Below are 26,323 nucleotides of genomic sequence, written 5' to 3' on the forward strand. Positions count from 1 at the left end.
ACAAAACAATTACATGAGAAATAAGCAACCAGTTTATTATTTAATATGAATACCATAATTCCCTTTCATCTTTTAACAAATATCTATAATTCCCCAAACTAAAAAAATCGGAGAAAACGTGTTGCATATCAAAATTCATCACATTTACACAAAACTGAAACGTAAAGAAGATAAATACAAAAAAAACAGCAGCTTTTCAGCTACTGTTCTGCAAAATATGGCACAAAAACTTATTTTTTGATAGCCTTAATGGTCTGCGTAGATCCATCTTTCATATTCAAATTCACCAAATACATTCCTTGTTTCAAGTCTCCTAACTGAAGGGCTGAAGAAGGGTTCTCTATGGTTTTTACCACTCTTCCTGTAGCATCAAGCACCGATACTGATTTCACTTTAGAAATTTCAGAAATATTCAGAATATCCTCAAAAGGATTTGGATGTGCCTTTAGACTGTTTTCTTTATTAATATCAGAGGTACCCATTGATGAACAATTCTGTGTTACCGAGATCTTATATTTCCCAAACTGTGCCACGTCACGGCTGGTCAGAAGCACATAATAAACAGAACCGGCCGCTGCATTAAAACTAACAGACGGAGCACTGGCAATATCTCCGCATCCGTCATTAGCATATCCAACTCCTGAAACGTTAAATACACAGGTCAGACCTGAGCAACCTCCGGTATACACTCTTAGATATCCGTCAAATTCAGAACCGCATGCAGCTATTGTAATAAACCCGGCAGTACCGGTGGTCACGGTATACCATACTCCTTTGAAATTTGATGAATTGCCACCACAAGCACTACCCGGTAAAGTATCATTGGCAGCGAGTGCATTGTTACCTTCTACGGTTCCACCGCAAGGAATAGGTATCGCAGTAGTACAGGTATCGTTAGCAGGAGCTGAAGGTGTAGTAATACAGATGCTGAAATCCGAATTTGTCGTTGATACAGCCGCTCTGGAGTAAACTCTTACATAATATACCTGACCAATTGCTAAATTCTGCAATAAAACATTTGAATTGCTATATGTTCCTGAATAACATGTGACTGCCGTAAGAGTCCCGCACGATCCTGAATACACCTGTGTTACTGTAGGAGCATTCGTATAATTCACCGTTACCAGATGAGTCGCTGCAGTAGCCGTAAAGGAATACCAGACGTCATCATTGATTCCGCCTGCACCACAAGTCGGGGTTGTTCCCGTACTTTGAGTTGCTCCATTGGTTGTCCCATTGACAGGAGTCGTACAAACATCTGTACTGCTTACAGCTAAAGAAATGGCATTAGCACAGTCATCATTAGCAGGTATCTCAGCTATTCTAAAGGAAATTTCTGTACATCCGGCAGCATCACCAAATGTATTATATGGAATAAGTGTCGCATAATACGTGGTTCCTGCAGTGAGTACTCCCGGTATATTGTAGGTAGCCAAATCTCCAATATCAACATTATTTACAATATCCGTTCCTCCGCTGGCTGTCCCTACTTTAATCTTATATCCTGTAGCTGAGGATATCGCATTCCAGTTGAGAATACCATCCGAATTTACTCCTGTTGCTCCGTTTACAGGTGAAGTAATGGCTGTACAAACCGGCACTGCAACAGGGGCTGTATCAACGCTGAAGCTATCCGCAAAAAGGTAAAGCTGGTCAGCGTCTGTTGCATGAATTGCCACATAAACCGTTTGCCCAACATAGGCTGATAAACTGAACGTTTTTCTTGTCCATGTTGCCGGTGCATTTTCAGTGGCCTGCAATACGGTAGTAAATGCACCCTGTGTTTGATTTGTTGTTGAAAGTAATACTTCATAATCTTCCAGATAAGATGCATTCTCAGACCGTACATAAAAAGACATTCTATCGCTAATCCCTGCCTGTACATTAATAGCCTTGGTAATCAAATAATCATTGTGGGCGGCACTGTTATAAGACAGCCCTGCTACTCTTGTTCCTGAGTGCGCACCTGAAGCGGGTACACGAATATCCCAGCCATTGTCGCCGCCACTGTTGATGACCGCCCACCCTGCCGGAAGCCCGGTGCCTGAATCGAAATTTTCTGTCCACTGCCCAAAAATAAAAACAGGAAGTATGGTAATAAAAAATAAGAGTTTTTTCATCAGATAAAATTTAAAATTAATGACAGAAAAGTATAAAATATTTTAGCATTAACTCGAAAAACAAAACTATTGCATAAAAAACAACCAACTAGTTTATTTTTTAATACTGATATCACAATTTCATCTCATCTTTTAACAAATACTATTAATTCCCCTAATTAAAAAACTTATCAAAACGAACTGTATCTCCAATTCATTACCATTTATATAAAACCAAAACGTAAAGAAGATAAATATCAAAAAAAAACAGCAGCTTTTCAGCTGCTGTTCTATAGTATGATTAATAAAATTTTATTTCTTAATCGCCTTAATAGTTTGTTTTGATCCGTCTTTCATATTCAGAGTCACCAGATACATTCCTTGTTTCAGGTCTCCCAACTGAAGGGCTGAAGAAGGATTATCTATGGTTTTTACCACTCTTCCGGCCAGATCAATAATGGATACTGACTTCACTTTAGAAATATCAGAAATATTCAGAACGTCTGCAAAAGGATTTGGATAGGCTTTAAGGTTATTTTCTTTTTTAACCTCAGAAGTACCCATGGTAGAGCAATCCTGTGTCACAGATATTGTATATTTTCCGAATCTCGCTGCAGTGTAACCGGTCAGCAATACATAATAGGTAGTACCGGCTGTAGCATTGAACGTTAAAGTAGATGAATCATTAAGATTGGCACCAGGACATCCGCCATCAGCATACCCAATTCCTGAAGTGTTACTCACACATGTAAGTGCGGCACAACTTCCTGAATACACTCTTAAGTAACTGTCAAATTCTGCTCCACAAGCACTTATGGTAATAGGCCCTGCTGCATGAGCTTTTACGGTATACCATACTCCTTTGTAGCTTGCTGTAGTGGTTGTACCGCCACAAGTATTGGCAGGTAAAGTTTCGTTGGCAGCAAGCGCGTTGTTGCCTTCTACTGTTCCACCGCAAGGAATTGCTATTGCCGTATCACAGGTATCGTTAGCTGGCGCTACCGGTGTAGTGATACAAATGCTGAAAGATGAAGCTATTGTAGCTGTACTTGATGAAGAATATACTCTTACGTAATATACCTGACCTGCTGTTAAGCTCTGCAACAGTACATTTGAATTACCAAAGGCTCCATCTGTACATGACACTGCTGTGAAACTTCCGCAAGATCCTGAATACACCTGTGTTGCTGTAGCGTTATCTGTATAATTAACTGTTACCAGATGAGTCGCTGCAGTTGCTGTAAACGAATACCAAACATCATCATTGATTCCGCTGGCAGCACAAGTTGGGGTTGTTCCAGTACTTTGAGTCGCACTGTAAGTAGAAGCGCTGACAGGATTCGTACAAGTTCCCGTACCGCTTACCGTTAATGAAGTTGCGTTTGCACAGTCATCATTTGCAGGAGGAGGAGGTAACGTACCGATACATACACTGAATGTATTGGCGTACACTGTTGTAGAAGTATTTGCACTGGAGTTATACACTCTTACATAGTAAGTTTCTCCGGCTGTAAGGCCTGTAAGTGCAGTATAGCTTGAATTTGAAGTGATACAGGTTTTGTTTACCAAAGCTCCACATCCTCCTGTGAATACCTGTGCATACAAGCTCGTAGATGAGCTGCTTCCTGCAGATACCACATTCTTTAACCAAATGGTATGTGCAGTACCTGTAGCAGTAAATGCATACCAGACATCATCGTCAGGAGTCCCTGAACAAGTACCTACCGGAACTGAAGAGTTGGTTGCTCCCAAAGTAGTTCCAGAAGTTACAGATCCACAGTTCATATCCGGATTCACAGTCAAGGTAGCTGCGCCTGAACACTCGTCATTTGCCGGAGGTGCAGGTAATGTTCCTATACATAGATCAAACGTATTGGCATACAATGAAGCCCCTGAGTTAGCATTTGAGTTATAAGCTCTTACGTAATAAGTCTCCCCTGCTGTCAGGTTAGATAAAACGGTATAGCTTGTATTTGAAGTAATACATGTAGTGCTGGTCAATGTACCGCAAGCCCCACTGAATACCTGAGCGTATAATGAAGTAGATGAAGATGTTCCTACTGAAACTACATTTTTCAGCCAGATCGTATGTTTTGTGCCGGTAGCAACAAATTTATACCAAACATCGTCATCCGGAGTACCTGAACAAGCACCTACAGAAACAGAAGAGTTGGTTCCTCCTGAAGTATTTCCTGAAGTTACAGATCCACAGTTCATATCAGCATTTACTGTAACTGTTACAGCGTTCGCACAATCGTCGTTTGCAGGCGGCGGCGGAGGTGTTGATACACAAATATTAAAGCTTGCATTGGTATTTGCACTGGATGAATATGTATAAACCCTTACATAATAGGTTTGTCCCGCAGTAAGTCCTGTCACCATATTGATGTCTGCATCAGAACACAATATGCTGGTCATTGTCCCACAACTTCCTCCAAGAACCTGGAAGTACATATCAGTATCTGAGCTCACACCCGTAGAAACTACATTAGAAATAGTAATCAGATGGCTGCTTCCGGTCGCTGTAAAGCTGTACCAAACATCATCTCCCGGGTTACCACTACAAGGCGTAGCTGCCATAGATAAACTAGCACCAAGGGTATTTCCCGGTGTTGTAGCCGTACATGTCAATCCAGAATTCACCGTTAATGAAACGGCTCCGGAACAATCATCATTAGCAGGAGGTAATGTGGCTCCTGTAGTGAAGTTTCTTTCCGTACATCCGGTAGAAGCAGCATTTGCAGTATAAGCTGTTATGGTGTAAAAATATTGGGTAGAAGGATTAAGCTGTTGTGCTGTAGTTAAAGTATACGTCAGAACATTTCCTACATCAAAATTACTCAACACATTATTCGCCCCTGCTGATGTTCCGATACTCAAACGGTACCCCTGCACTCCTGTTATGGCAGACCATGTAAATGTAGGTTTTACCGAAGTTCCCAGTATGGATGCTGCTGGAATACTCACAGAAGGACATCCCAACGAAACGGTAGTAAAGCTTCTTTCTGTACATCCGGTACTTGTTCCTACTGAGTTTAAAGCATTTACCGTGTAATAGTACTGAGTATTGAAGTTAAGAGCATTCGTAAATGCATAGCTGGTTACATTTCCCAAATCTACCATATTCATTACATCTGTACCCCCCGGTGTAGTTCCTACGCTCAACTTGTAAGAAGTTGCAGAGTTGGATCCTGCCCAGGTAATCGTAGGTAAAACAGACACACTGGTAGCATTCACTGCAGGAGCTGAAACAACCGGACAGAGCGGTGCCGCCGGAGAAAGTCCTAACAATGAAGTAATAGATTTGGTAGTTCCACGTGTTCCTGAAGGGGGAGCTGCAGGATCCGGGTTTATGGTATCACTTCTGTATCCCAATCCGGAATTGGAAGGTCCTGTATACGTGTAGAACTTATTGCTCGTACCCGTAAAATCTGCCGTATTTTCATCAATAGCGATAATCAGATTATCTGTATTGTTATAGGCAAATGGTGAACTGAAGTTGACTGTAACTTCATTACTTACTACACTCACCACTCCTGAAAATACCTGAGTCATACTGGCTAAAGGTACCCAGTCTGTACCAGAGCTAAAACTTGTTTTAGTGGTATGGCCTACATAAACCACCCAATCAACCGATTTAGAAATATCTGCATTATTCGGGAGAAAGAATTTAACGCCCGTAATATTGCCCGCTGCGGCTGTATTAATTTCAGTCTTGGTAAAAATCTGCTGACTGTAATTATAGCCGAAATTCACATCCACGGGCATATACCCGCCCTGTGCAGTTCCGCTGCCCAGAGTAATCTGGGCATTGATGAGTGTCGCCATTAAGAAAAATAAACACGACAATAGAGTTTTTTTCATACTAAGTAAAAATAAAAATTAGGGAGGTAAATGTAACCAATATTTTATTCTAATTCAAAAATTAACATAAAATATTAAATCAATAAGAGGTAAAAAGCTAATTTATTAATTAAAATTAAATATATGTTTAATTTTAACTTAAAATTCACAATCCTTAGATAAATAACACAGCATTGACTATCAACAGCTTATACTCAAATTTAAAATCACTTAAATAGGATAAATTTTAACTTAACATAAAATATTTTTTTTCATCTACTCCACTCATTTTCAATTCAAAACAAAAAAAAGCGACAAAATGCCGCTTTTATATTTTACCAGATCACCGTTATCAGTTCAGATAGAACTCATATTTATTGAGGAGCTGAATTTCTTTGATCAAATCCCCGTTCAAATCTACAGAATGTTTCATAGACTGAACTTCTATCTGAGAATCATCTTCAATATTTTTGATATAGAATTTAAGTTTCTGATTTCCTTTATTTCTGTCAAGAACAGTCCTGAAAAAGTCAAGATCTTCAGCACGTACATCCATGACATCCATCACGAGAGAAATACTTTTTGCAAACCGTTCAAAGGCTTCCTGCAGCTCTATGACATCATTTACATTCACGAAAACCCTACCGTCTTTCACCTGTGCAAATTTTATTTTAAAAATCACAAATCTCTGAACTTCCAGTTTTTCTTTCAAACGCATATAATCCCTGTCTCCAAGCCTGAAAGAATAGGATCCTGAATAATCTTCCAACGTCACAAAAGCCACTTTCTCACCACTTCTGAAACCATCCTGAACTTTGTATTCCGTGATCAGTCCGGCTACCGTGTACTCTTTTCCGCCACCGCCGTTTTCTCTTTCTTTCTGTAGTGTTTTCCAGTCTTTTTTCTTTTCTTCAAACAGTTCTTCCTGTTTATTGGAGAAAGCCTGCTCTTTGTAGGCATCCACCTCATCGAGGTTCAGGAACATAAAATTCCCTTTCGGTTCGGCTTTTTTCGTGACTTCTTCTATCACCTCTTCTTCTCCTATTGCCATTTCATCAGAAACAATTTCAATAAGATCCACCGTTTCATCCTGAGAATCTTTTTCTAAAATAGGAACCTCATCGGTTACCAACTTTTCTTCCTCATCTTTTTCCAGGACGCTCTTTTTAGATAACTGCCCTTGCATAAACTGGAAATGATATTTAAATTCATCCAGCGGATGCGCAGAAAGATAGAATCCAATGATCTCTTTTTCTTTATTAAGCTTATGCATATTCGGCCATTCCGGGCAAGGTGGCAGTTTTGGCTGCTCGATCTGGACTTCATCGGCAAAGTCTGCGAAAAGAGAATGTTCCATTTCGTTTTTACTTTCCTGGAAGCTCTGTCCGTATCTGATCAGTCTTTCCAGATTGGTTTTACCCGCCATATCGATATCAAAATACTGACCTCTGTGGTAAGATCCCAATTCATCGAAAGCGCCCGCCAGCACTAAACTTTCCGCCACTCTTTTATTCATCTGGGAAGGTAAAATTCTTTCGAAGAAATCATAAATATTCTTGAACCTTCCATTCGCTCTTTCTCTGGTAATCGCCTCACTCGGCCCTTCACCAATTCCTTTGATCGCTCCCAAACCAAAACGGATCTGACCTTTTTCGTTTACTGAGAATTTATATTGGGATTCATTCACATCCGGCCCCAAAACATCTACCCCGATACTCTTACAATCCTCCATAAACATGGTGATAGAGTCCGTATTGTTAATGTTATTACTCATTACACTCGCCATATATTCAGCCGGATAATTGGCTTTCAGATAGGCAGTATGGTAAGCAATCAACGCATAACAGGTGGAGTGAGATTTGTTGAAGGCATATTCTGCAAAGGCTTTCCAGTCATTCCAGATTTTCTCTAACCGTTCTTCGTTAAGGTTGTTTTTCCGTCCTCCTTCAATGAATTTAGGGTACATTTTATTAAGAACTTCAATCTGCTTTTTACCCATTGCTTTTCTCAAAGTATCAGCTTCACCTTTTGTAAAATTGGCCAATTTTTGAGACAAAAGCATTACCTGCTCCTGATAAACGGTAATTCCGTAGGTTTCTTTTAAATATTCTTCAGTTTCCGGTAAATCGTATACCACTTCTTCAATTCCATGTTTTCTATTAATAAAACTCGGAATATATTTTATTGGTCCCGGTCGGTACAACGCATTCATCGCAATCAAATCGGCAAAAACTGTCGGTTTCAGTTCTCTCATGTATTTTTGCATCCCCGGGCTTTCATACTGAAAAATCCCGATCGTCCTTCCTTCCTTAAACAGCTGATATGTTTTTGCATCATCCAGTGGAATCTCATCCGGATCAAGGTCTATATTATGCCTTTGCTTCACCAGTTTCATGGCATCTTTAATGATCGTCAGGGTACGAAGTCCCAGGAAGTCCATTTTCAGAAGTCCCGCACTTTCCGCCACCGAGTTGTCAAACTGGGAAACCAGAATATCGGCATCTTTCGCTGCAATGGTGATTGGAACCAGGTTACTTACATCCTCAGGAGTAATAATCACCCCGCAGGCATGGATTCCGGTATTTCTGATACAACCTTCCATTTTTTTGGCACTCGCCAATACATCGAACCGCGGATCATCAGGATTATCAAGCACCATCCTCATTTCATCTACCAGCATCTGCTCTTCAGGCTTTAGCTTGTCATATTTAGCCAAAGCTTTTGCAATGTTCATTCCGGGACTCGGAGGAATCAGTTTTGCAATATTGTTGGTATCAGGAATCGGAAGATCCAATACTCTTCCCGCATCTTTAATCGCAGATTTTCCACCTAGAACAGAATACGTAATAATCTGCGCTACCTGACTTTGTCCATATTTTTCAATTACCCATTTGATCACCCTGTCACGCCCTTCATCATCAAAATCAATATCAATATCAGGCATCGAAACCCTTTCCGGGTTCAGGAATCTCTCAAAAAGGAGATCATATTTAATAGGATCAACATTGGTGATCCCGATACAGTAAGCTACCGCAGAACCTGCTGCAGAACCCCTTCCCGGTCCTACCCAAACCCCCATATTACGGGCTTCATTACAGAAATCCTGTACAATAAGGAAATATCCCGGATAACCGGTGTTCGCGATTACATCAAGCTCAAAGTCCAGACGTTCTTTGATTTCGTCTGTAATTCCGGTTTCAACATATCTTTTTCTTGCCCCTTCATACGTTAAATGAGTAAGATAAGCCATCTCTCCTCTTTTCCCACCATCCGCAGCATCTTCAGCATGGATGAACTCTTCCGGAATGTCAAATTTAGGAAGGAGAACGTCTCTTTTTAAAGTATACGGACTGAATTTGCCGAGAAATTCCTCATAAGCATCGAAAGCATCCGGATAGGCCAGAAATGCTTCTTTAATTTCGTCACTATTTTTAATATAATATTCTCCTGTGGTAAGTCCTCTTCGTTTCCCGAAGCCTTTTCCTATAGGGGTCATTAGCTTTTCACCATCCTTGATACAGCTTATGATATCCTGAATATTGGCATCATCTTTCTGAGTATAAAAAGTTTCGTTCTGGGCAAGGATTTTAGTATCGTATTTATCTGCCAGATAAAGTAAAACTTCATTTAAATGCTCTTCTTCCGGCAGTTTATGGTTCTGAAGCTGTACATAGAAATCATCGCCGAAAGTATCTTTCCACCATTTAAAGAGCTCTTCCCCTTTCTGCTCCCCTGTATTAAGGATTGCGTCCGGAATATCTCCCAAAATACCTGAAGTCACAGCGATCAATCCTTCTTTGTATTCAGCGATCAATTCTCTGCTGATTCTCGGCACTCCGAAATAGAAGCCTTTTAAGAATCCTATACTCGAAAGCTTCGCCAGATTTTTGTATCCGTTAAAATCTTTCGCCAAAAGCACCATTTGGGTCCTTCTGTCCGGGTCATCTTTGGTAAACTGCTTCTGCTCGTAACGCGCTGATATGTAAAACTCGCAGCCCACAATTGGGATAAGCGGAGCCGAAACAGGCTCTTCTTCTGTAAATTCAGTTCCGTTTTCTTTAGCTTCCTCCTTTTTAGCAAGGAATTCTTTATGTTTTTTTGAACGGTCGGAATTCGTGGATTCTACTGCTGATACAAATTTAAAAGCACCCATCATATTTCCGGTATCCACCATTCCTACGGCAGGAAAGTTTTCATCAGAAGCTTTTTTGATCAGGTCATTAATACTGGAAGTCGCCATCAATGTAGAGAAAACACTGTGGCTGTTGAAATTGAAATATTTCCCGATATCAACTTCGTCAATATTTCGGGAGTCTGTATGTTTTTTCTTACTGTTAAAGTCAGCAACCTGCCTTCTGACAACAATCGGAAACGGCTTTATCGGATCCGGATATAGTCTTTTGAAATACTCAAGTTGATCTTCAGAGATCTTCAGTACTTCGGAAGGAATCACGCCAATTCTCATCATTTCGAAGAATACTCTGGCAGTTGCATTTACATCGGCAGCAGCGTTGTGGGCTTCGTCAAATTTGTGACCGTAAAGCTTTTCGTACAATTCTTCCAGTTTAGGAGACTTATATCTTCCTCCTCTTCCTCCGCCAAGCTTACAGTAGTCTGTTCCCAAAATCATGGTATCAGCTTTCGGCTTATCCTGAAGATTGTCTTTTATATTTTTTCTAAATAATTCAGCGCCTACGATATTGTAATCGAATTCCACGTTGTGTCCGGAAACGATCCTGACTCTGTCCAGCACTTTGGAAAATTCTTCCAGAATCTCCTGCAGATCCCGTCCTTCTTCATTGGCGATCTTGGTGGTAATCCCGTGAATCCTTGCGGCATTGAAGGGAATATCGTACCCTTCAGGTTTTATTATATAATCCTGATTTTCAATTAAATTACCATTATCATCATGCACCTGCCATGCGATCTGAACCATTCTTGGCCAGTTATCTGAGTCTGAAAGTGGTGCATTGAAATTCTTAGGTAAACCGGTTGTTTCTGTGTCAAAAATTAAATACATATAAGTTTCTAACTTTTTTAAAAAAAAGAGAATGTAAAGTTAGTCCATTTTTTTCAAAAATTCAGCAGTAAAATACAAAAGAAAGGCGAATAATTTTTCACAAAATGTACGTTGTATTTAAAAAATCAATTTTCAATTAAAAACCAATTAAAATTATCAATAATTAAGAAATAAAGATCATTAATTAAAATTAATATCAATAAAACAAACCGAATAATGATTTTTAATCAATATTTAATTGTTATTTAAAATACGATCTCCTATATTTGTTTTGAAAAGTTAACTGTATATTTTTTGAACATAGATTCATTAATTCATTCCTCGAAAATAAGTACCGGAAAAGTCAACCATTTTTAAAAAACTGATCATAAAAATAGCAAATCAACTTTTCATTCATTCCAGCCGTTTTCAATTTTTTTGAAAGCGGCTTCTTATGAAGAAGATTACCGTAAACAACACAGTCTTAATGGGCTTATCCCTCAAAAAGTAATCGGAGACTAAACCCTTACTCACAACAATCTCAACAAAACACTAACACTTGTTCGTATTTTGTTTTTTTGTGTATATTTGCTTCCTATGGAAAATACACTTCACGAAAAAGTTTCTCAGGATATTTTGCTAAAAGCGTACAATCACATGATGCTGGCTAAAGCAATGGCAGATATCTATGAAGAAAACAGAAATATCTGTAAATATGTTCATAGTACATCAAGAGGCCATGAAGCCATTCAGCTGGCAACCGCTTATCAGATGAAAAAAGAAGACTGGATTTCTCCTTATTACAGAGACGAAAGTATTCTTTTGGGAATCGGTTTCGAACCGTATGAACTGATGCTTCAATTGCTGGCAAAAGCTGAAGATCCTTTTTCAGGAGGAAGATCGTATTATTCTCACCCTTCAAGCAGGGATGAAAACAAACCGAAAATCATTCATCAGAGTTCTGCTACAGGGATGCAGACCATTCCTACTACGGGCGTAGCACAGGGAATAAAATATATTCAGGACTTCAATTTACAGACTTTTGAAAACAATCCTGTGGTGGTTTGTAGTCTTGGTGACAATTCCGTAACGGAAGGTGAAGTAAGTGAAGCTTTACAGTTTGCTGCCCTTCACCAGCTTCCTATTATATTTCTTGTACAGGATAATGAGTGGGGAATTTCCGTAACGAAAGAAGAAGCAAGAACGTGTGATGCTTACGATTTCGTAGCAGGATTTACAGGTCTTAGCAGAATGCGTGTAGACGGAACTGATTTTGTAGAAAGTTTCGAAGCTATGAAAAAGGCTGTAGATTTTGTAAGAAACGAAAGAAAGCCTTTGGTGGTTTGCGCTAAAACGGTACTTATCGGTCACCATACTTCCGGAGTAAGAAGAGAATTCTACAGAGACGAAGAAGATTTAACAAAACACAGAGCTAAAGATCCGGGCGAGATCCTTAGAAAACAACTTCTGGAATCGGGAGCTGACGAAGATCTTTTAAAGCAGATCACTAAAAAAGCACGTCTTGAGGCTGAAGAAGCTTTTGAAAGAGCTAAAAACGCAGAAGATCCAAAACCGGAAACAGTGATGCAACACGTTTTCGCCCCTACACCAATTACTGAGGAAACAGGAACACGTGAGCCCGCTGGCGGTGAAAAAATTGTTATGGTAGATGCTGCCATTCATGCGGTTCAGGAACTGATGTGGAAGCATCCTGAAGCTCTTCTTTACGGACAGGATGTAGGAGAAAGAATCGGTGGTGTTTTCAGAGAGACGGTGACTTTAGGAAAGAAATTCGGAAGCAAAAGAGTCTTCAATACGGCTATTCAGGAGGCTTATATTATCGGATCAACTGCCGGAATGAGCGCTGTAGGGTTAAAACCTATCGTAGAAGTTCAGTTCGCCGATTATATCTATCCGGGAATCAACCAGCTGATCACTGAAATTTCAAAATCAAGTTATTTAAGTCAGGGGAAGTTCCCTGTAAGCAATATCATCCGTGTCCCAATTGGTGCATACGGAGGCGGAGGACCTTACCACAGTGGAAGCGTTGAAAGCATTTTGGCCAACATTAAAGGAATCAAGATCGCTTATCCAAGTAACGCGGCCGATTTCAAAGGTCTATTAAAAGCAGCTTATTACGATCCAAACCCAGTGATCATGTTAGAGCACAAAGGTTTATACTGGAGTAAAGTTCCGGGAACTGAAGATGCTAAGACTATTGAACCGGCAGAAGATTACATCCTTCCTTTTGGAAAAGGTAAAGTAATCATTGAAGCTGATCAGAATGAAACGGAAAAAGGGAGAACTTTATTAGTTGTCACCTATGGAATGGGCGTTTACTGGGCCAAAGAAGCTGTGAAGAATTTCAATGGAAGAGTTGAAGTAATCGATCTGAGAACTATCATTCCTCTGGATGAAGAACTTGTGTTCGAAAGAGTGAAAGCTCACGGAAAATGTATCGTTCTTACGGAAGAGCAGCTGAATAATTCATTTGCCGAAGCATTCGCGTACCGTATCTCGAAAAACTGTTTCAAATATCTGGATGCACCTGTAGAAACCATGGGTTCTCTGGATGTTCCTGCTGTTCCTATCAATCTTGTACTGGAAAAAGAAATGCTTCCGAATGCTGAAAAACTCAGCAAAAAGATTGAAGAAATGTTGAAATATTAATCACCCCATATTAATTATACGAAACCTCTAATTTTTTTAGAGGTTTTTTTTATTACATTTATTAAAGCAAAAGACCGCCTTATTTTGGTATTTCTTTTGCTTATGCACACCCAACTTGATGAAACAATATGATCACCACCAAATATTTTAATTACAAACAGGTTCTCAATCTCGCAGGCGGACATATTATCTGGCTTACGGCCTGGTGTACTTTAGTGGCAGGCCTTTTTTATTTTTTTAAATGGAAATGGATGATCATTCCATGGGTACCTGTAGCCCTGATCGGTACTGCAGAAGCCTTTTATGTAGGTTTTAAAAATAACCAGGCTTACGACAGATTGTGGGAAGCCCGGAAAATCTGGGGTGGAATCGTGAATTCCAGCCGTTCTTTCGTTTCCATGCTGTATGCTTTTAATACTACAGGTGAAGGTAATAGTGAAACCGAAGGCATCAAAAAGAAAATTGCGTACCGACATATTGCGTGGCTGTATACTTTTCGTGAACAATTATTAGTGCCCACGGAATGGGAACACATGTCTCAGAAAAGACATTTCGGGGATATTAATATCAGAAGACACCGACTGATCAAAGCCGGATTTCCTGACTATGGAAGAACGCCTATTTTCCTTCATAAATACCTTTCGGAAAAGGAACTGGATCTTCAGCCGGAATATAAAAATTTCGCTACTTTTCTGATTTCAAAGCAGGCAAAAGATGTGAATGATCTGAAAAACTTCGGTGATATCTCAGATTTCAACCAGATGCAGCTTCAGGAGGCTCTCAATTTGTTTTATGACTATCAGGGACAGGCGGAAAGAATTAAAAAATTCCCTTCACCCAGACAGTTTGCGAGTACGGCCTTTATTTTTAATGTCATCTTCATTATGCTTCTTCCTTTGGGATTGGTGAATGAATTCGCCAAATTAGGAAACTGGGGAATATTGATCAGTGTTCCTTTCTGTGTCATTATCGGATGGATCTATATTGTGATGGAACTCGTTGGCGACTACTCAGAAAACCCGTTTGAAGGGATGATGTTTGACATTCCGATGCTTTCCATATGCCGGACCATTGAGATCGATGTCCTTCAAATGATTGGAGAACACGACGACCTTCCGGAACCTATCGCTTCAAAGAACGGAGTCCTCGTATAAATTACAGAACAATTGCCGTTGTATTTTTCACTTCAGAGATCATAAAAGAGCTGTGAGTGCTGGCTATGTGCTGAAGCGCCGTTAATTTACTGAGCATAAAATTACGGTAATCTTCCATGTCTTTCACCCCTATTTTAAGGATATAGTCGTAATCACCGCTTACATGGAAACATTCTGTCACTTCCTGCAGATTCATGACTTCCCTTTCAAACTGCAACACAAATTCTTTTTTGTGCTGGGTTAATTTGATATGGCATAGTACAATAAAATCCCGGTCTATTTTATGCCTATCCAGTAATGCGACATATTTTGAGATCACGCCAAGATTTTCAAGCTTTTTTACCCGTTCATAAACAGCCGTCACAGACAAACCAAGCTTGTAAGACAGTTCTTTGGTGGTCTGTTTGCAGTCTTCCTGAAGGAACAGGAGTAGTTTTTTATCAGTTTCATCAAAGTTCATAGATAATTTTTTGGATAAAGTTTAACAAAATCAAATATAACAAACATATTTTCTAATAAAAGCAAAAATTTCAGATTTATATTCTACATATTTAAATATCTCTTGTAATAATTCTGAAAACAGAGCATATTTAAACCGACAAATAAAATCTAAAGCTTATGGAAAATTTTAATGCAGCCAATGAGATCCAGGATCTGCAATATTTTGGCGAATTCGGAGGCGTGAATCCATCGATTTCTGACAGCTCTACCTATACCTTCCTTTCTGCAAAAACCATGTTTGATACTTTTGAAGGAAATGCTGAAGGATGTTATTTATATTCCAGACATTCATCCCCGATGAATCTGTACCTTGCTCAGGCATTGGCTAAAATGGAAAACACTGAAGCTGCAAACGTTACAGCATCCGGAATGGGAGCAATTACCTCTGTTTTAATGCAGGTTTGTAAAAGCGGTGACCATATCATTTCCAGCAGAACCATTTACGGTGGAACATATGCTTTCCTTAAAAATTTCCTACCTCCATTTCATATTGATACCACTTTTGTAGATATCAGCAATTTTGAATCTATAGAAAATGCAATAACACCCAATACGAAAGTTATCTATTGCGAAAGTGTAAGTAACCCGCTTCTTGAAGTGGCAGACCTTAGAAAACTTTCAGATATCTGTAAAAAACACAATCTGAAACTGATTGTTGACAATACCTTCTCTCCTCTTTCTGTTTCACCGACATTGTTAGGTGCTGATATCGTTATCCACAGTTTAACCAAATTCATCAACGGAAGCAGTGATACGGTAGGCGGTGTCTACTGCGGAACCCAGGAATTCATCAATGACACCAAAAACGTTAATAACGGAGCCTGCATGTTGCTGGGACCTACTATGGACAGCTTCAGATCTGCCAGCATCCTGAAAAACCTGAGAACACTTCACATCAGAATGAAACAGCACAGCCACAACGCGATGTATCTTGCGGAAAGGTTTGAAAAAGATGGACTGAAAGTTTCTTATCCGGGACTAAAATCCCATAAGGATCATGAACTGATGAAATCTATGATGTATGAGGAATACGGATTCGGAGGACTGCTTACGGTAGATGCCGGAACCACTGATAAAGCGAATGAGCTGATGGAAATGATGCAGCAGGAAAACCTGGGTTACCTGGCGGTAAGCTTAGGATTCTACAAAACTTTATTTTCGTGCTCGGGAAGTTCAACGTCATCGGAGATTCCTGAAGAAGAGCGTGAAGCAATGGGTATATCGGACGGATTGATCAGATTCTCCATCGGACTGGATCATGATATCGCCAGAACTTATGAAAAAATGCGGGAATGCATGCTAAAAACAGGCGTTCTCAACCATGAAACTATATTTACATCCTAATTTATTGTTATAAAAGCTGTCTGAATTTCTGGCAGCTTTTATTTTTTAATTAAAACCTGTTTAAATTTATATTTTTTGGATATGATACAAAATCCAGGGATTCAGCAAAATTTATATTTTTTTAATGTCCTTTTGTCTTGAAACAAAAGAACGAAAAGTTCAAGGCTGGAATCTTTCGCTAAAAATAAATTTTGTTCTCTAAAAATTCTAAACTCGCGCGAATTCAATATAGGTTATTCGATTCAACAATAGTTTCGCGCTTCGAACAGAAGAATTTTTTTAACGTTCACAATATTTATTTTTTTAACGCTACAGCTTCCGAGGCCGCTATGACAGTCTGCCATACAGAAAATGCTTTTTTATTTAAATATAATCGGACATGCATTTATCCAGCTGCTTAATCTAATAAATCTTTACGTAAAAAACATGATCTATTTTATATGGAAATGTTTCGGGAAAGCGTCTTCGGGTTTCATTCTGAAAATATTCAGGAGCACCCATGATTTCAGAAAACCGTAGCCGTAAGAAAACATCTGAATATAGGTAGAAATTACCGCCATTCCGGCAATGCTTATATTTTTCGTGACAATCATCGCGTGAAATAGCACAAGGAAAGTGTACAATCCGTAAAATGCCAGGATAATCCCTCTGCCTAAAACAAAATATTCTATAAAACCCAAAATGTATCCTAACATAAACAAGGTAGGAAATGCAAAAGAGATTTTTACATAATTGGGATGTCTCTGATTAAGAATCGGTCTTGCACAACCAAACTGATACACCTGCTTGGAAAATTTACCAAGGTCTACCCTTCTTTTGTGAAACACGGCGATATCATCAAAAAATGCAGTCGTAAAACCTTTTTCCCAAAGTGTCATGGACAGATCCGGATCTTCCCCGATTCTCATCTCGGAAAAACCGCCTACTTTTTCAAAAACTTCTTTATTCACTCCCATATTAAAACTTCTCGGCTGAAATCTGGAAACTGCTTTTTTACTTCCTCTGATTCCTCCCGTTGTAAAAACCGAGGTCATGGAATAGGAAATCGCTTTCTGCATCAGATTAAAACCTTTGTGGGCTTTGTCCGCTCCTCCAAACGCATCACATGGAATTGTTTCAATATCTTTTTTAATATTCCCGATATAGTCTTTTTCTACGATCACATCGCTGTCTACAAAAAGCAACCAGTCATTCTGAGCTCTCTTCGCACCGTAGTTTCTGCTGAGTCCGGGACCGGAATTGTCTTTTCTGAAGTATTTAACATCCAATATCTCATCAAAATTCTGAATGGTCGGATTAAGGTCAATAAGAGAACCATCGTCTACAATAATCACTTCAAACTCTTTATCTGTCTGAAAAGTCAAAGAATTCAGCAGTTCAAAAAGTTCGTCTTTTCGGTTGAAAATAGCAACGACAATGGAAATAGTAGGTCTCAAATTGAAAATTTTTCAAAATTACTTATTCGCTGAGGAATCTACAAACAGTTTAACAGCTTATTCAAAGAAATTAACTTTTCAAGAATAAAAAAAGTTTTGGAATTCTCAACACAGTAATTTGACATTTTGAACAAAATCATCATTATGAATAGCCCATACCTTTGCTGTAGAAATTTAAACAATAAAAAATGACACAGAATATCAATCCATTACAACAGCCTGTTCATTCAGGGTTTAATGCAGCATCAACTGCACAGGAAATTATCAAAGGAATTGATCTAACCGGAAAAACGGTAATCATTACGGGAGGCTACGCAGGAATTGGTCTTGAAACAACAAAAGTATTGGTATCCGCCGGAGCAACAGTGATTATTCCGGCAAGAGATATTGAAAAAGCAGGTAAAAACCTTACCGGTATTAGCAATATAGAACTGGAAACAATGGATCTGATGGATCCCGATTCTATTGATGCATTCAGTGAAAGATTTTTGGCATCCGGAAGAAAGCTTGACCTTCTAATCAATAATGCAGGAATTATGTGGGTTCCACTTCGAAGAGATGACAGAGGTATTGAATCTCAGCTGGCAACGAATTATCTTGGACAATTCCATTTGACCGCAAAACTTTGGCCAGCATTGAAAAAAGCTGGAAACGCCCGTGTTTTAAGTGTTTCTTCTTACGGACATCAGATGGCTCCGTTTGATTTTGAAGATCCGAATTTTATCAACAGAGAATACCAGACGCTTGCGGGTTATGGACAGTCGAAAACGGCATGTAATTTATTTTCCGTGGCATTGGATGAAAGGGGAAAGAAATTCAATATAAGAGCGTATTCATTACATCCGGGTTCTGTGTATGGAACAGATTTGGGGAGAGAAGAACCGATTGATCTTTATATCCAGATGGGAACGCATGACAAGGATGGAAAAATAAAGCCTGAAGTGGAAGCGAAATTAAAAACGATTCCGCAAGGTGCCGCTACAACGGTTTGGTGTGCAACGAGTCCTGCTCTTCAGAATATCGGAGGAGTCTATTGTGAAAATTGCGATATTGCAGAAATTGATCTCGGACAGATAGAGCACCGGTATGATGAACCGGCAACGATTCGTGGCGTGCAGCCTTATTCCATTGACAGAGCAAACGCGGAAAGATTATGGAAATTGAGTGAAGAAATGCTGGGCTTTACCTTTGATGCGGAATAATCACTTTTTAAATACATTTGTACTAATAAACTAAAGACGATGGATTTCCAGATACAGTACATCACCCCGGATATCAAGCTTTCAACCTATGATGATAAGCTCTTCAAAACGGAAACGGTTTTTGAATACCATATGCTGGTCTGGTTTATTTCCGGCGAAACCAAAATTATCCAGGCTGATAAAACCTATGTGTTCAAGGCAGGAGATATTTTTCTGATTCCCAGAAACCATCTCGCGACCATCATCAATTATCCCAAAGATGGACTTCCTCATAAAGCTGTAGTGATGCATCTTACCACGGAAAAGCTGAAACATTTTTATGCTTCCGTGGAATTGAAACACAAAACTAAGGGCCACGATTCTAAAATTTACAGTTTTCAAAGTCATCCTTTATTAAAAAGTTGTCTTGCGTCCCTGATTCCTTATTTTGAGGTGGAAGGACCTTTTCCTGAACATATTGCTTCACTAAAAATCACGGAAGCCATTAGCATTCTCAGAGAAATTGATCCGGATGTAGATGATATTCTGGCTGATTTTGAGGAACCGGGAAAAGCAGATCTGATTGGTTTTATGGAAAAAAATTATATGTTCAATATGCCTCTGGAAAGGTTCGGGTATCTTACAGGAAGAAGTCTTTCAACTTTTAACAGGGACTTCAGAAAGGTTTTTCAGACTACACCTCAGCGGTGGCTTACTCAAAAACGGCTTGAACTGGCTTATTATCATTTGAAGGAAAAACGTAAAAGGCCGTCGGATATATTCATGGAAGTTGGTTTTGAAGATTTCTCTCACTTCTCTTATGCTTTCAAAAAACAGTATGGACTTGTTCCGTCTGCCCTGAACTTATTGAATTAAAAAAAATCTAAAATTTATGATCATATCACCATAAAAAATTAATTGTAAATAAAATCAACAAGTAAAGACTTATCATTGAATAGATTTCAGTATTTTTGGCTAAGATCCAATCAATAAATATTCAGTTTAAAGATTATTTTTAACTACAATCACAATCTATGAAAGCAAAATTAACAGCTATTTCATTACTCCTCGGTATTTTTTCATACGCACAGGTTGGAGTAGGAACAAACAACCCAAGCGGAGCCTTCCATGTGGATGGAAATAAAGATAATGCAGCCTCTCCTACTGCTGCCCAGACTGCGAACGATTTTATTATAACTTCTGCAGGGTCTGCCGCTTTGGGAACTATAAGTGTGGATGCATCGGCCAAATTTCAGATCAATGCTACCGATAAAGGAATGCTTATTCCACGTGTTACTTTAACCGCTCCTAATGACGGAACAACTATTCCATCTCCCGCAAAAGGACTTATCGTTTATAACACGAACGTCACTACCAATATGGAAGAAGGCTTTTATACCAACTACGGAACCCCCACAGTTCCTCAATGGATCACTTATCAGCAGCGTGACAAAACAGCATGGAAACTCGATAACGTTTTTGATGTGACAGCCACAGCACCTATAGATCAGGTGGTAACGGCCACTACGGCAGTGAATAATGTTAATTTGGGTCTGAGTGTAACGATTACCATTCCTGCATTTACGCAGGCGAAACTGGTGACCACTTACAGCGTTCCGATGGGTACAACAGCGATAGCGACCAATTTCGGAGGCTATTATGGAGTCCGGTTTTTAAAGAACGGGGCTGAACTTCCGGCAGGTTCCAGAAAATATACTGTTCCTGCGGTTTCTTCAGGTGCCAGTTCAAGAATGGCCTCTGTAAATGCTACGGTAGGAGATACGGTTGTAAACAATACCGCTTCACCCGTGAGCGTTACTTACGCTCTGAATGGCTATGTGGAACCTACTGCAGATACGGCAACAATAAGGTTCAATATGTGGTCTACGGTAGATCCCAACTTCAACTGGGGAAGAGGATATATGTCTATCCAGATGTTTACGAAAACTACATTATAATCGAACAGATTAAAAGTACATATTGAATATTAAGCTCCTTCAAAGGGGCTTTTTTATTGAATACAAATGCCAACATTAGAGATTTGCTTAATGTGCGGTAAAATTATTTAACGTAAAGAAATTATTATTAATTCAGATTTGAGGTGGCAAAGAAGAGAATCAACCTTGTTGATTCGATGAAACGGATGTTTGTAAGGATAAATTATATAAATTTCACATAAAAATCTGTGCAATCCGCGGAATCTGCGGGGAAATATTTCACGCAAAACGATCAATATTAATCCAATATTTAAACAAACACTCCTGATTTGAAATAAACACAAAGTACAAGAGAAATAAAGAACAGGATGACCGAACCACTGAAAAGTAACAATTTAAAAAAGTTTTTAAAGTAATAAAGTTCCACTACATGCAAAAGAAAAAACAGAATGCCTGAAATGGCAGATCCTATGAGTGAAGCTACAATTAAAGTCTGGGTATAATTTTTTGCCGGCAGCGGATCCTTAAACACAAAAAAAAGTAAAACTCCAGCCACCGCTATAAAACCTGCACTTATTTTTTCGGTGACATACTTCGACTTTTTCTTTTTTGTACTTTTATCCTTGTAATTCAGTCTCATGGAAGATGAAGAATCATTGGCTAACACATCCAGTACATTTCCTAAAGTTTCAAGAAGATCCCACGCCATATTTAAAATTTGATTTGACGCAAAAATAAAAAAAAAATTGAAAAAACACCTAAATATTTCGAGGAAGGAAAGCTTGAAGAGGGAGAATGAACGTTAATACTCAGCTTCTCTTTTTCCTTCTATCTATTCTATCCCGTTTAAGTTTAAATACAAAAAAACCTCCCGGTGAAGGAAGGTTTCTATGTAGAATTTAATTATTCTTTTTCCAGTTTATGAAGTTTTTTCGTTCCCTCATACATTTCATACTGCAGGAATCTGGTTTCCAGTTTTCCGTTGAAAAGTTTGATTTTTCTTGAAGGACGAAGACCTATTTTCTTCACAGCTTCCAGATCGGAAGAGATTAGCCAGGCTAATGTATTCGGGTAACTTGTTTTGAATGTATCTCCTATTTTTTTGTAGAAATCATCATCATTAATAGAAATTCTCTCGTCATAAGGCGGATTAAATACCATCAGTAACGGGAAAAGTTCTTTTTTCGATTCGAAGAAATCCTGTGTTTTCACCTGGATGACATCTTCCATTTCGGCGGCTTCGATATTGGTTCTGGCTGCATTCAGCATTCTTCCATCAATATCATATCCTACGATCTTCCCAGTAAATTCTCTTACTCTGTTTACTCTTACTTCTTTGATTTTTGCGAAAAGATCAGCATCATAGTTAGCCCAGTTCTGGAAAGCAAATCTTCTTCTGAAGATTTGTGCAGGAAGATCCATAGCGATCATTGCTGCTTCCACAAGCAGTGTTCCTGAACCACACATCGGGTCCAGAAAGTTTCCTTTTCCGTCCCAACCTGCCAGCTGAAGCATTCCGCTTGCTAAAACTTCATTAATAGGCGCTTCACCCTGTTCTTTTCTATAGCCTCTTTTAAACAGAGGATCTCCTGAAGAATCCAAAGAAATAGTAACCAGTTCTCTGTCAATATGCAGGTGGAATTTGATGTCAGGACTTCTTGTCTCTACATCAGGACGTCTATTGAATTTTTCCTGGAAATAATCCACGATAGCATCTTTCATTTTCAACGTCACAAACTGTGAATGTTTGAATGTTTCAGAATTCACGGTAGAGTCAATTGCGAAAGACTGGTCTATACGCAAATAGTCTTCCCATGCAATAGCAGAAAGCTTATTGTAAAACTGATGTTGATTAAATGCTTTAAATTCAAAAACAGGAATTAATATTTTTAATGCTGTTCTTGCAGAGTAGTTAATTTTATAAAGAAAACCGAGGTCACCTTCACAATTGACCGCACGGTTTTTAATTTCTACGTTTTTCCCGCCTAATTTTTTGATCTCTTCAGCAAGGACCTGCTCCAGTCCGAAGAATGTCTTTATCTGAATTTTTAGATTTTCTGTGTCCATAAATTATAATTAAAAGATTTAATGATTTAATACTTAAAAGATTAGAGGTTCAATTTTGCTCTTAATTGAATCTTTCGATCTCTCAATATGTAAATACTTTGCTTTTAACCGCACAAATTTAGTTATTTTTGCATTATGGAATGGTTTGAATCTTGGTTTGATACACCTTATTATCATCTTCTCTATAGTAACAGGGACTATACGGAAGCCGAAAATTTCATTACAAAACTCACTGAAGACCTTCAGTTACCGCCTTCATCCAAGATTATTGATCTGGCATGCGGCAAAGGCAGACACTCTGTTTTTTTGAATAAATTAGGATATGATGTGTTGGGATTAGATCTTTCCAGACAGAGCATCGAATTCGATAAACAGTTTGAAACCCAGACTCTTTTATTCAACGTTCATGATATGCGAAACCCTATTGATGCTGATCCGATGGATGCCGTATTCAATCTATTTACCAGTTTCGGATATTTTGATAATGAAAGTGACGATAAAAAAGTTTTTCAGTCGGTTTATCATGTTTTAAAACCGGGAGGATATTTTGTTCTGGATTATCTGAATGAAGAGTACGTAAGAAAAAAAATAGTCCCTGAAACGACAATAACCCGCGGTGATATTGATTTTAAGATTCTGAAAAAGATTGAAGGAAGACATATCATCAAGGATATCCGTTTTGAAGCGGACGGAAAATCTTTTCATTTCTTTGAAAAAGTAAAACTTCATACTTTGGAAGCCATCAATTCATATGCATCAGACTGCGGTTTTGAAAGAGTAAAAATCTGGGGCGATTATCAGCTGAATGAATTTGACCGTGAAGTTTCTACACGCTGTATCAATTTATTTAAGAAAAAGGCATGATAACCGTCGTTTTACTGATCTTAAGCGTCATTACGGGAGTTTTTCTCGGCAAGCATTTCGGAAAAAAAGAAAAGCTGGCCAAAAATCTACTGGTCCTGAGTGCCGGATTTCTGATCACCATCTGTCTGAATGAAGTTTTTCCACAGGTCTACACTTCCAAAATCGGAAGCAGCCTGGGAATTTTCGTGATCGCGGGAGTTTTGCTTCAGATGATCCTTGAGGCTTTAACGAAAGGTTTCGAGCATGGGCATTTTCACCATCACAGTGAAAACAATATTCTTCCGATGGCACTGATGGTTGGCTTATTTATTCACGCTTTTATTGAGGGAATTCCATTGGCTAATGAGAAGCAACAGTTGTCTCCTTATCTTCTGGGAATCGTATTTCACAATCTTCCTATTTCATTTATTCTTGGTGCATTTTTGTTTAACCGAAAAAATGAGTCCAAAAATTCACCCTATCCTTCTATTCTGATTGTTGCCCTGTTTGCATTGGCCTCTCCGATGGGAATGCTGCTCGGAAATTATTTCAATCCTGACCTTCAGCCTTATTTTCTGGCTATCGTAGGTGGAATTTTCCTGCATATCTCATCAGTGATTATCTTTGAGAGCAATAAGAATCATAATATTGACTGGATCAAGATCGGACTTGTAATCCTGGGAGTTTCTTTGGCCCTGATCATGCATCTCTTCCATTCTCATCCTGCTGCAGGACATTAATCTTTCTTCTAATTAATTTAAACGAAATAAAAAAAGCTCCGGATCTTACGATCCGGAGCCTCAATTTAATCACTCATTACACAATCTGGAATTAGAACTTCCAGCCTAATGTAATAAAGAAGTTATTCCTGTTATTTTTAACTTCTGAAACGGCAAAGTAGTCGGAAGACATAATTCTGTTAGCAGAATAATAAGCAGTGTCAGTGTTTGGATTTCCTGTTTCAATACCTCTAAGATAAGGATTACTATAAGTAGACGTTATATACTGATAAGAGGCATCTATATAAAATGATTTGAAATCATATCCTAAACCGAAAGAGGCAAGATTTCTGTTATTAAGCATCATATCGTTATATGATCTGTCAGAAGTAGAGGCATCCGGGTTCACCTGACTTACCGTCAAAGCATCAAAAGGATTGGATGCATAAGAGTACCCTCCTCTTAATCTGAACTGTTTCAATCTGTACTCGGCTCCGATTCTTACTTCTGATACATTCTTATAATTATCTTTAAAGAAACTGTTCAGTTCGGTTTCAGCGCCTGTTACCACTTTATATTTAGGTCTTGTTAATCCCAATGAGTAATCTACATTCAGCGAGAAGTTTTTACTGGCAACAAATGCTGCACTCACTGTCGCTTTAAGCGGTGTGGTAAGATCTCTGGATTCAGTTCCTGTACCATCTCCATAGTTGGGATCGTTGTAGAAACTGTAATCTCTGTCTATACGCCAGAAGGTAGGTGTTTCTATAGCACCCCCGATTCTGAAATTAGGACTAAGCTTTCCAATCACCCCTACAGAAGCAGAAAAACCGGAAGATCTTTCAAACATAGGTGTATTTTGTCTGTCGAAATATTCAATAGAGCCGTCAGCCAGTGATTTAAAAGCTGCCGTATCATACTGATCGATCGATGCATTGAAAAAGTTTAAGGCAGCACCTACATATACATTGTGATTATAATTGGCACCTACCCCAAAACTGGTTTTGGAAAGGTTTCCGTATCTGTTATATGCATGACCTGACAAAGAAGCACTTTTATCTGTAAAATCCTTGATCACATCACTGCTTCCCGGAGATTCTATATAATTATCCAGTGACTGATTGGAATAATTGATCCCGATATTGATGAACTTCCATCCTGTTTCACTCATCAAAGGAAAAGTAATTACTGCGCCTACATTTCCAAGATCCGTATTGGTCTTGCTATAGTCAATAGTAGACCCCGCCCACGTACTTTTATTTTTATTTCCCGCGATGGCCAATGTTCCGGAAACTTCTCCGGAAATGGCAACTCCCAAACCTGCAGGGTTCGTAAGCATGGAATTGGCATCTCCTCCTAATGCCCCGTTAGCTCCAGCCATTGCATTAAATTTTGACGAACCCACCATCGGAGTACTGGAATAAACATCTACAGTATTTCTCAATATAGAAACATCCTGAGCCTGCGCAAAAAATGCAGCAGAAACACTCATTAATACTAAAGATTTTTTTAACATTATTTTTTTAATAG

General features: G+C 38.9%; 16 protein-coding genes. 8 read left to right on the forward strand and 8 right to left on the reverse strand.

The genetic code is table 11. From position 1 onward, the window contains the following. Window positions 1–230 precede the first annotated feature (230 nt). The 3 genes from N0B48_RS02840 to dnaE all read right to left on the reverse strand — a co-directional run bounded on the left by N0B48_RS02840 (window position 231) and on the right by dnaE (window position 10,962). Window positions 231–2,120, reverse strand: a complete 1,890-nt coding sequence (locus tag N0B48_RS02840) for a T9SS-dependent choice-of-anchor J family protein (RefSeq protein ID WP_259836616.1) — start codon at window positions 2,118–2,120, stop codon at window positions 231–233. Between the two features lie 291 nt (window positions 2,121–2,411). Further along, window positions 2,412–5,963 carry a T9SS type A sorting domain-containing protein gene (locus N0B48_RS02845; protein ID WP_259836617.1) on the reverse strand — a complete coding sequence of 1,184 codons (3,552 nt, stop codon included), beginning with the start codon at window positions 5,961–5,963 and terminating at the stop codon, window positions 2,412–2,414. Between the two features lie 331 nt (window positions 5,964–6,294). Continuing rightward, window positions 6,295–10,962: a DNA polymerase III subunit alpha gene (gene dnaE, locus N0B48_RS02850; protein ID WP_259836618.1), complete on the reverse strand. Its 4,668-nt coding sequence runs from the start codon at window positions 10,960–10,962 to the stop codon at window positions 6,295–6,297. Window positions 10,963–11,538: 576 nt separating this feature from the next. Here dnaE and N0B48_RS02855 point away from each other — a divergent pair. Both N0B48_RS02855 and N0B48_RS02860 read left to right on the forward strand, forming a co-directional pair. Next, window positions 11,539–13,611 (forward strand): alpha-ketoacid dehydrogenase subunit alpha/beta, encoded by a 2,073-nt coding sequence (locus N0B48_RS02855; protein WP_259836619.1) that lies wholly within the window; start codon window positions 11,539–11,541, stop codon window positions 13,609–13,611. A gap of 128 nt (window positions 13,612–13,739) precedes the next feature. Next, window positions 13,740–14,765, forward strand: a complete 1,026-nt coding sequence (locus N0B48_RS02860) for a bestrophin family protein (protein ID WP_259836620.1) — start codon at window positions 13,740–13,742, stop codon at window positions 14,763–14,765. A gap of 1 nt (window position 14,766) precedes the next feature. Here the strand turns inward: N0B48_RS02860 and N0B48_RS02865 are convergent, their stop codons facing one another. Further along, window positions 14,767–15,225: an Lrp/AsnC family transcriptional regulator gene (locus N0B48_RS02865; RefSeq protein ID WP_259836621.1), complete on the reverse strand. Its 459-nt coding sequence runs from the start codon at window positions 15,223–15,225 to the stop codon at window positions 14,767–14,769. Window positions 15,226–15,383: 158 nt separating this feature from the next. On the opposite strand from N0B48_RS02865, the gene N0B48_RS02870 reads away from it, so the two are divergent. Continuing rightward, the gene (locus N0B48_RS02870) at window positions 15,384–16,610 is read left to right on the forward strand and encodes an aminotransferase class I/II-fold pyridoxal phosphate-dependent enzyme (protein WP_259836622.1); all 1,227 of its coding nucleotides are present in this window, start codon (window positions 15,384–15,386) and stop codon (window positions 16,608–16,610) included. A gap of 431 nt (window positions 16,611–17,041) precedes the next feature. On the opposite strand, the gene N0B48_RS02875 is transcribed toward N0B48_RS02870, so the two are convergent. Further along, window positions 17,042–18,046, reverse strand: coding sequence for a glycosyltransferase family 2 protein (locus tag N0B48_RS02875; protein ID WP_259836623.1), 1,005 nt, complete (start codon window positions 18,044–18,046; stop codon window positions 17,042–17,044). Between the two features lie 188 nt (window positions 18,047–18,234). Between N0B48_RS02875 and N0B48_RS02880 the strand changes: the two genes are divergently transcribed. The 3 genes from N0B48_RS02880 to N0B48_RS02890 all read left to right on the forward strand — a co-directional run bounded on the left by N0B48_RS02880 (window position 18,235) and on the right by N0B48_RS02890 (window position 21,185). Beyond that, window positions 18,235–19,248 carry an SDR family NAD(P)-dependent oxidoreductase gene (locus N0B48_RS02880; protein WP_259836624.1) on the forward strand — a complete coding sequence of 338 codons (1,014 nt, stop codon included), beginning with the start codon at window positions 18,235–18,237 and terminating at the stop codon, window positions 19,246–19,248. Window positions 19,249–19,287: 39 nt separating this feature from the next. Then, window positions 19,288–20,103 (forward strand): AraC family transcriptional regulator, encoded by an 816-nt coding sequence (locus N0B48_RS02885; protein WP_259836625.1) that lies wholly within the window; start codon window positions 19,288–19,290, stop codon window positions 20,101–20,103. A 158-nt stretch (window positions 20,104–20,261) separates the two neighbouring features. After that, entirely contained in the window at window positions 20,262–21,185 is a 924-nt protein-coding gene (locus tag N0B48_RS02890) for a phage tail-like protein (RefSeq protein WP_259836626.1), read from the forward strand. A 289-nt stretch (window positions 21,186–21,474) separates the two neighbouring features. On the opposite strand, the gene N0B48_RS02895 is transcribed toward N0B48_RS02890, so the two are convergent. Then, a complete protein-coding gene (locus tag N0B48_RS02895) occupies window positions 21,475–21,873 on the reverse strand; it encodes a branched-chain amino acid ABC transporter substrate-binding protein (protein WP_259836627.1) in 399 nt (132 codons plus the stop codon). A gap of 194 nt (window positions 21,874–22,067) precedes the next feature. Beyond that, window positions 22,068–23,231, reverse strand: a complete 1,164-nt coding sequence (locus N0B48_RS02900) for a THUMP domain-containing class I SAM-dependent RNA methyltransferase (RefSeq protein ID WP_259836628.1) — start codon at window positions 23,229–23,231, stop codon at window positions 22,068–22,070. A gap of 135 nt (window positions 23,232–23,366) precedes the next feature. Between N0B48_RS02900 and N0B48_RS02905 the strand changes: the two genes are divergently transcribed. Both N0B48_RS02905 and N0B48_RS02910 read left to right on the forward strand, forming a co-directional pair. Beyond that, window positions 23,367–24,095, forward strand: coding sequence for a class I SAM-dependent DNA methyltransferase (locus N0B48_RS02905; protein ID WP_259836630.1), 729 nt, complete (start codon window positions 23,367–23,369; stop codon window positions 24,093–24,095). Further along, window positions 24,092–24,814 carry a ZIP family metal transporter gene (locus N0B48_RS02910; protein ID WP_259836632.1) on the forward strand — a complete coding sequence of 241 codons (723 nt, stop codon included), beginning with the start codon at window positions 24,092–24,094 and terminating at the stop codon, window positions 24,812–24,814. Before N0B48_RS02905 ends, N0B48_RS02910 begins: the two co-directional genes overlap by 4 nt. Window positions 24,815–24,905: 91 nt before the next feature. Here N0B48_RS02910 and N0B48_RS02915 read toward each other — a convergent pair whose 3' ends face one another. After that, entirely contained in the window at window positions 24,906–26,285 is a 1,380-nt protein-coding gene (locus N0B48_RS02915; RefSeq protein WP_259836634.1) for an OmpP1/FadL family transporter, read from the reverse strand. Window positions 26,286–26,323: the final 38 nt, after the last annotated feature.

The sequence above is a fragment of the Chryseobacterium herbae genome, from assembly GCF_025154075.1.
Lineage (GTDB): Bacteria > Bacteroidota > Bacteroidia > Flavobacteriales > Weeksellaceae > Chryseobacterium > Chryseobacterium herbae.

Coding starts and splice junctions, on each gene's coding strand:
- N0B48_RS02840 (WP_259836616.1), bottom strand. CDS start 2,120: ATGAAAAAACTCTTATTTTTTATTACCATACTTCCTGTTTTTATTTTT.
- N0B48_RS02845 (WP_259836617.1), bottom strand. CDS start 5,963: ATGAAAAAAACTCTATTGTCGTGTTTATTTTTCTTAATGGCGACACTC.
- dnaE (WP_259836618.1), bottom strand. CDS start 10,962: ATGTATTTAATTTTTGACACAGAAACAACCGGTTTACCTAAGAATTTC.
- N0B48_RS02855 (WP_259836619.1), top strand. CDS start 11,539: ATGGAAAATACACTTCACGAAAAAGTTTCTCAGGATATTTTGCTAAAA.
- N0B48_RS02860 (WP_259836620.1), top strand. CDS start 13,740: ATGATCACCACCAAATATTTTAATTACAAACAGGTTCTCAATCTCGCA.
- N0B48_RS02865 (WP_259836621.1), bottom strand. CDS start 15,225: ATGAACTTTGATGAAACTGATAAAAAACTACTCCTGTTCCTTCAGGAA.
- N0B48_RS02870 (WP_259836622.1), top strand. CDS start 15,384: ATGGAAAATTTTAATGCAGCCAATGAGATCCAGGATCTGCAATATTTT.
- N0B48_RS02880 (WP_259836624.1), top strand. CDS start 18,235: ATGACACAGAATATCAATCCATTACAACAGCCTGTTCATTCAGGGTTT.
- N0B48_RS02885 (WP_259836625.1), top strand. CDS start 19,288: ATGGATTTCCAGATACAGTACATCACCCCGGATATCAAGCTTTCAACC.
- N0B48_RS02890 (WP_259836626.1), top strand. CDS start 20,262: ATGAAAGCAAAATTAACAGCTATTTCATTACTCCTCGGTATTTTTTCA.
- N0B48_RS02895 (WP_259836627.1), bottom strand. CDS start 21,873: ATGGCGTGGGATCTTCTTGAAACTTTAGGAAATGTACTGGATGTGTTA.
- N0B48_RS02900 (WP_259836628.1), bottom strand. CDS start 23,231: ATGGACACAGAAAATCTAAAAATTCAGATAAAGACATTCTTCGGACTG.
- N0B48_RS02905 (WP_259836630.1), top strand. CDS start 23,367: ATGGAATGGTTTGAATCTTGGTTTGATACACCTTATTATCATCTTCTC.
- N0B48_RS02910 (WP_259836632.1), top strand. CDS start 24,092: ATGATAACCGTCGTTTTACTGATCTTAAGCGTCATTACGGGAGTTTTT.
- N0B48_RS02915 (WP_259836634.1), bottom strand. CDS start 26,285: ATGAGTGTTTCTGCTGCATTTTTTGCGCAGGCTCAGGATGTTTCTATA.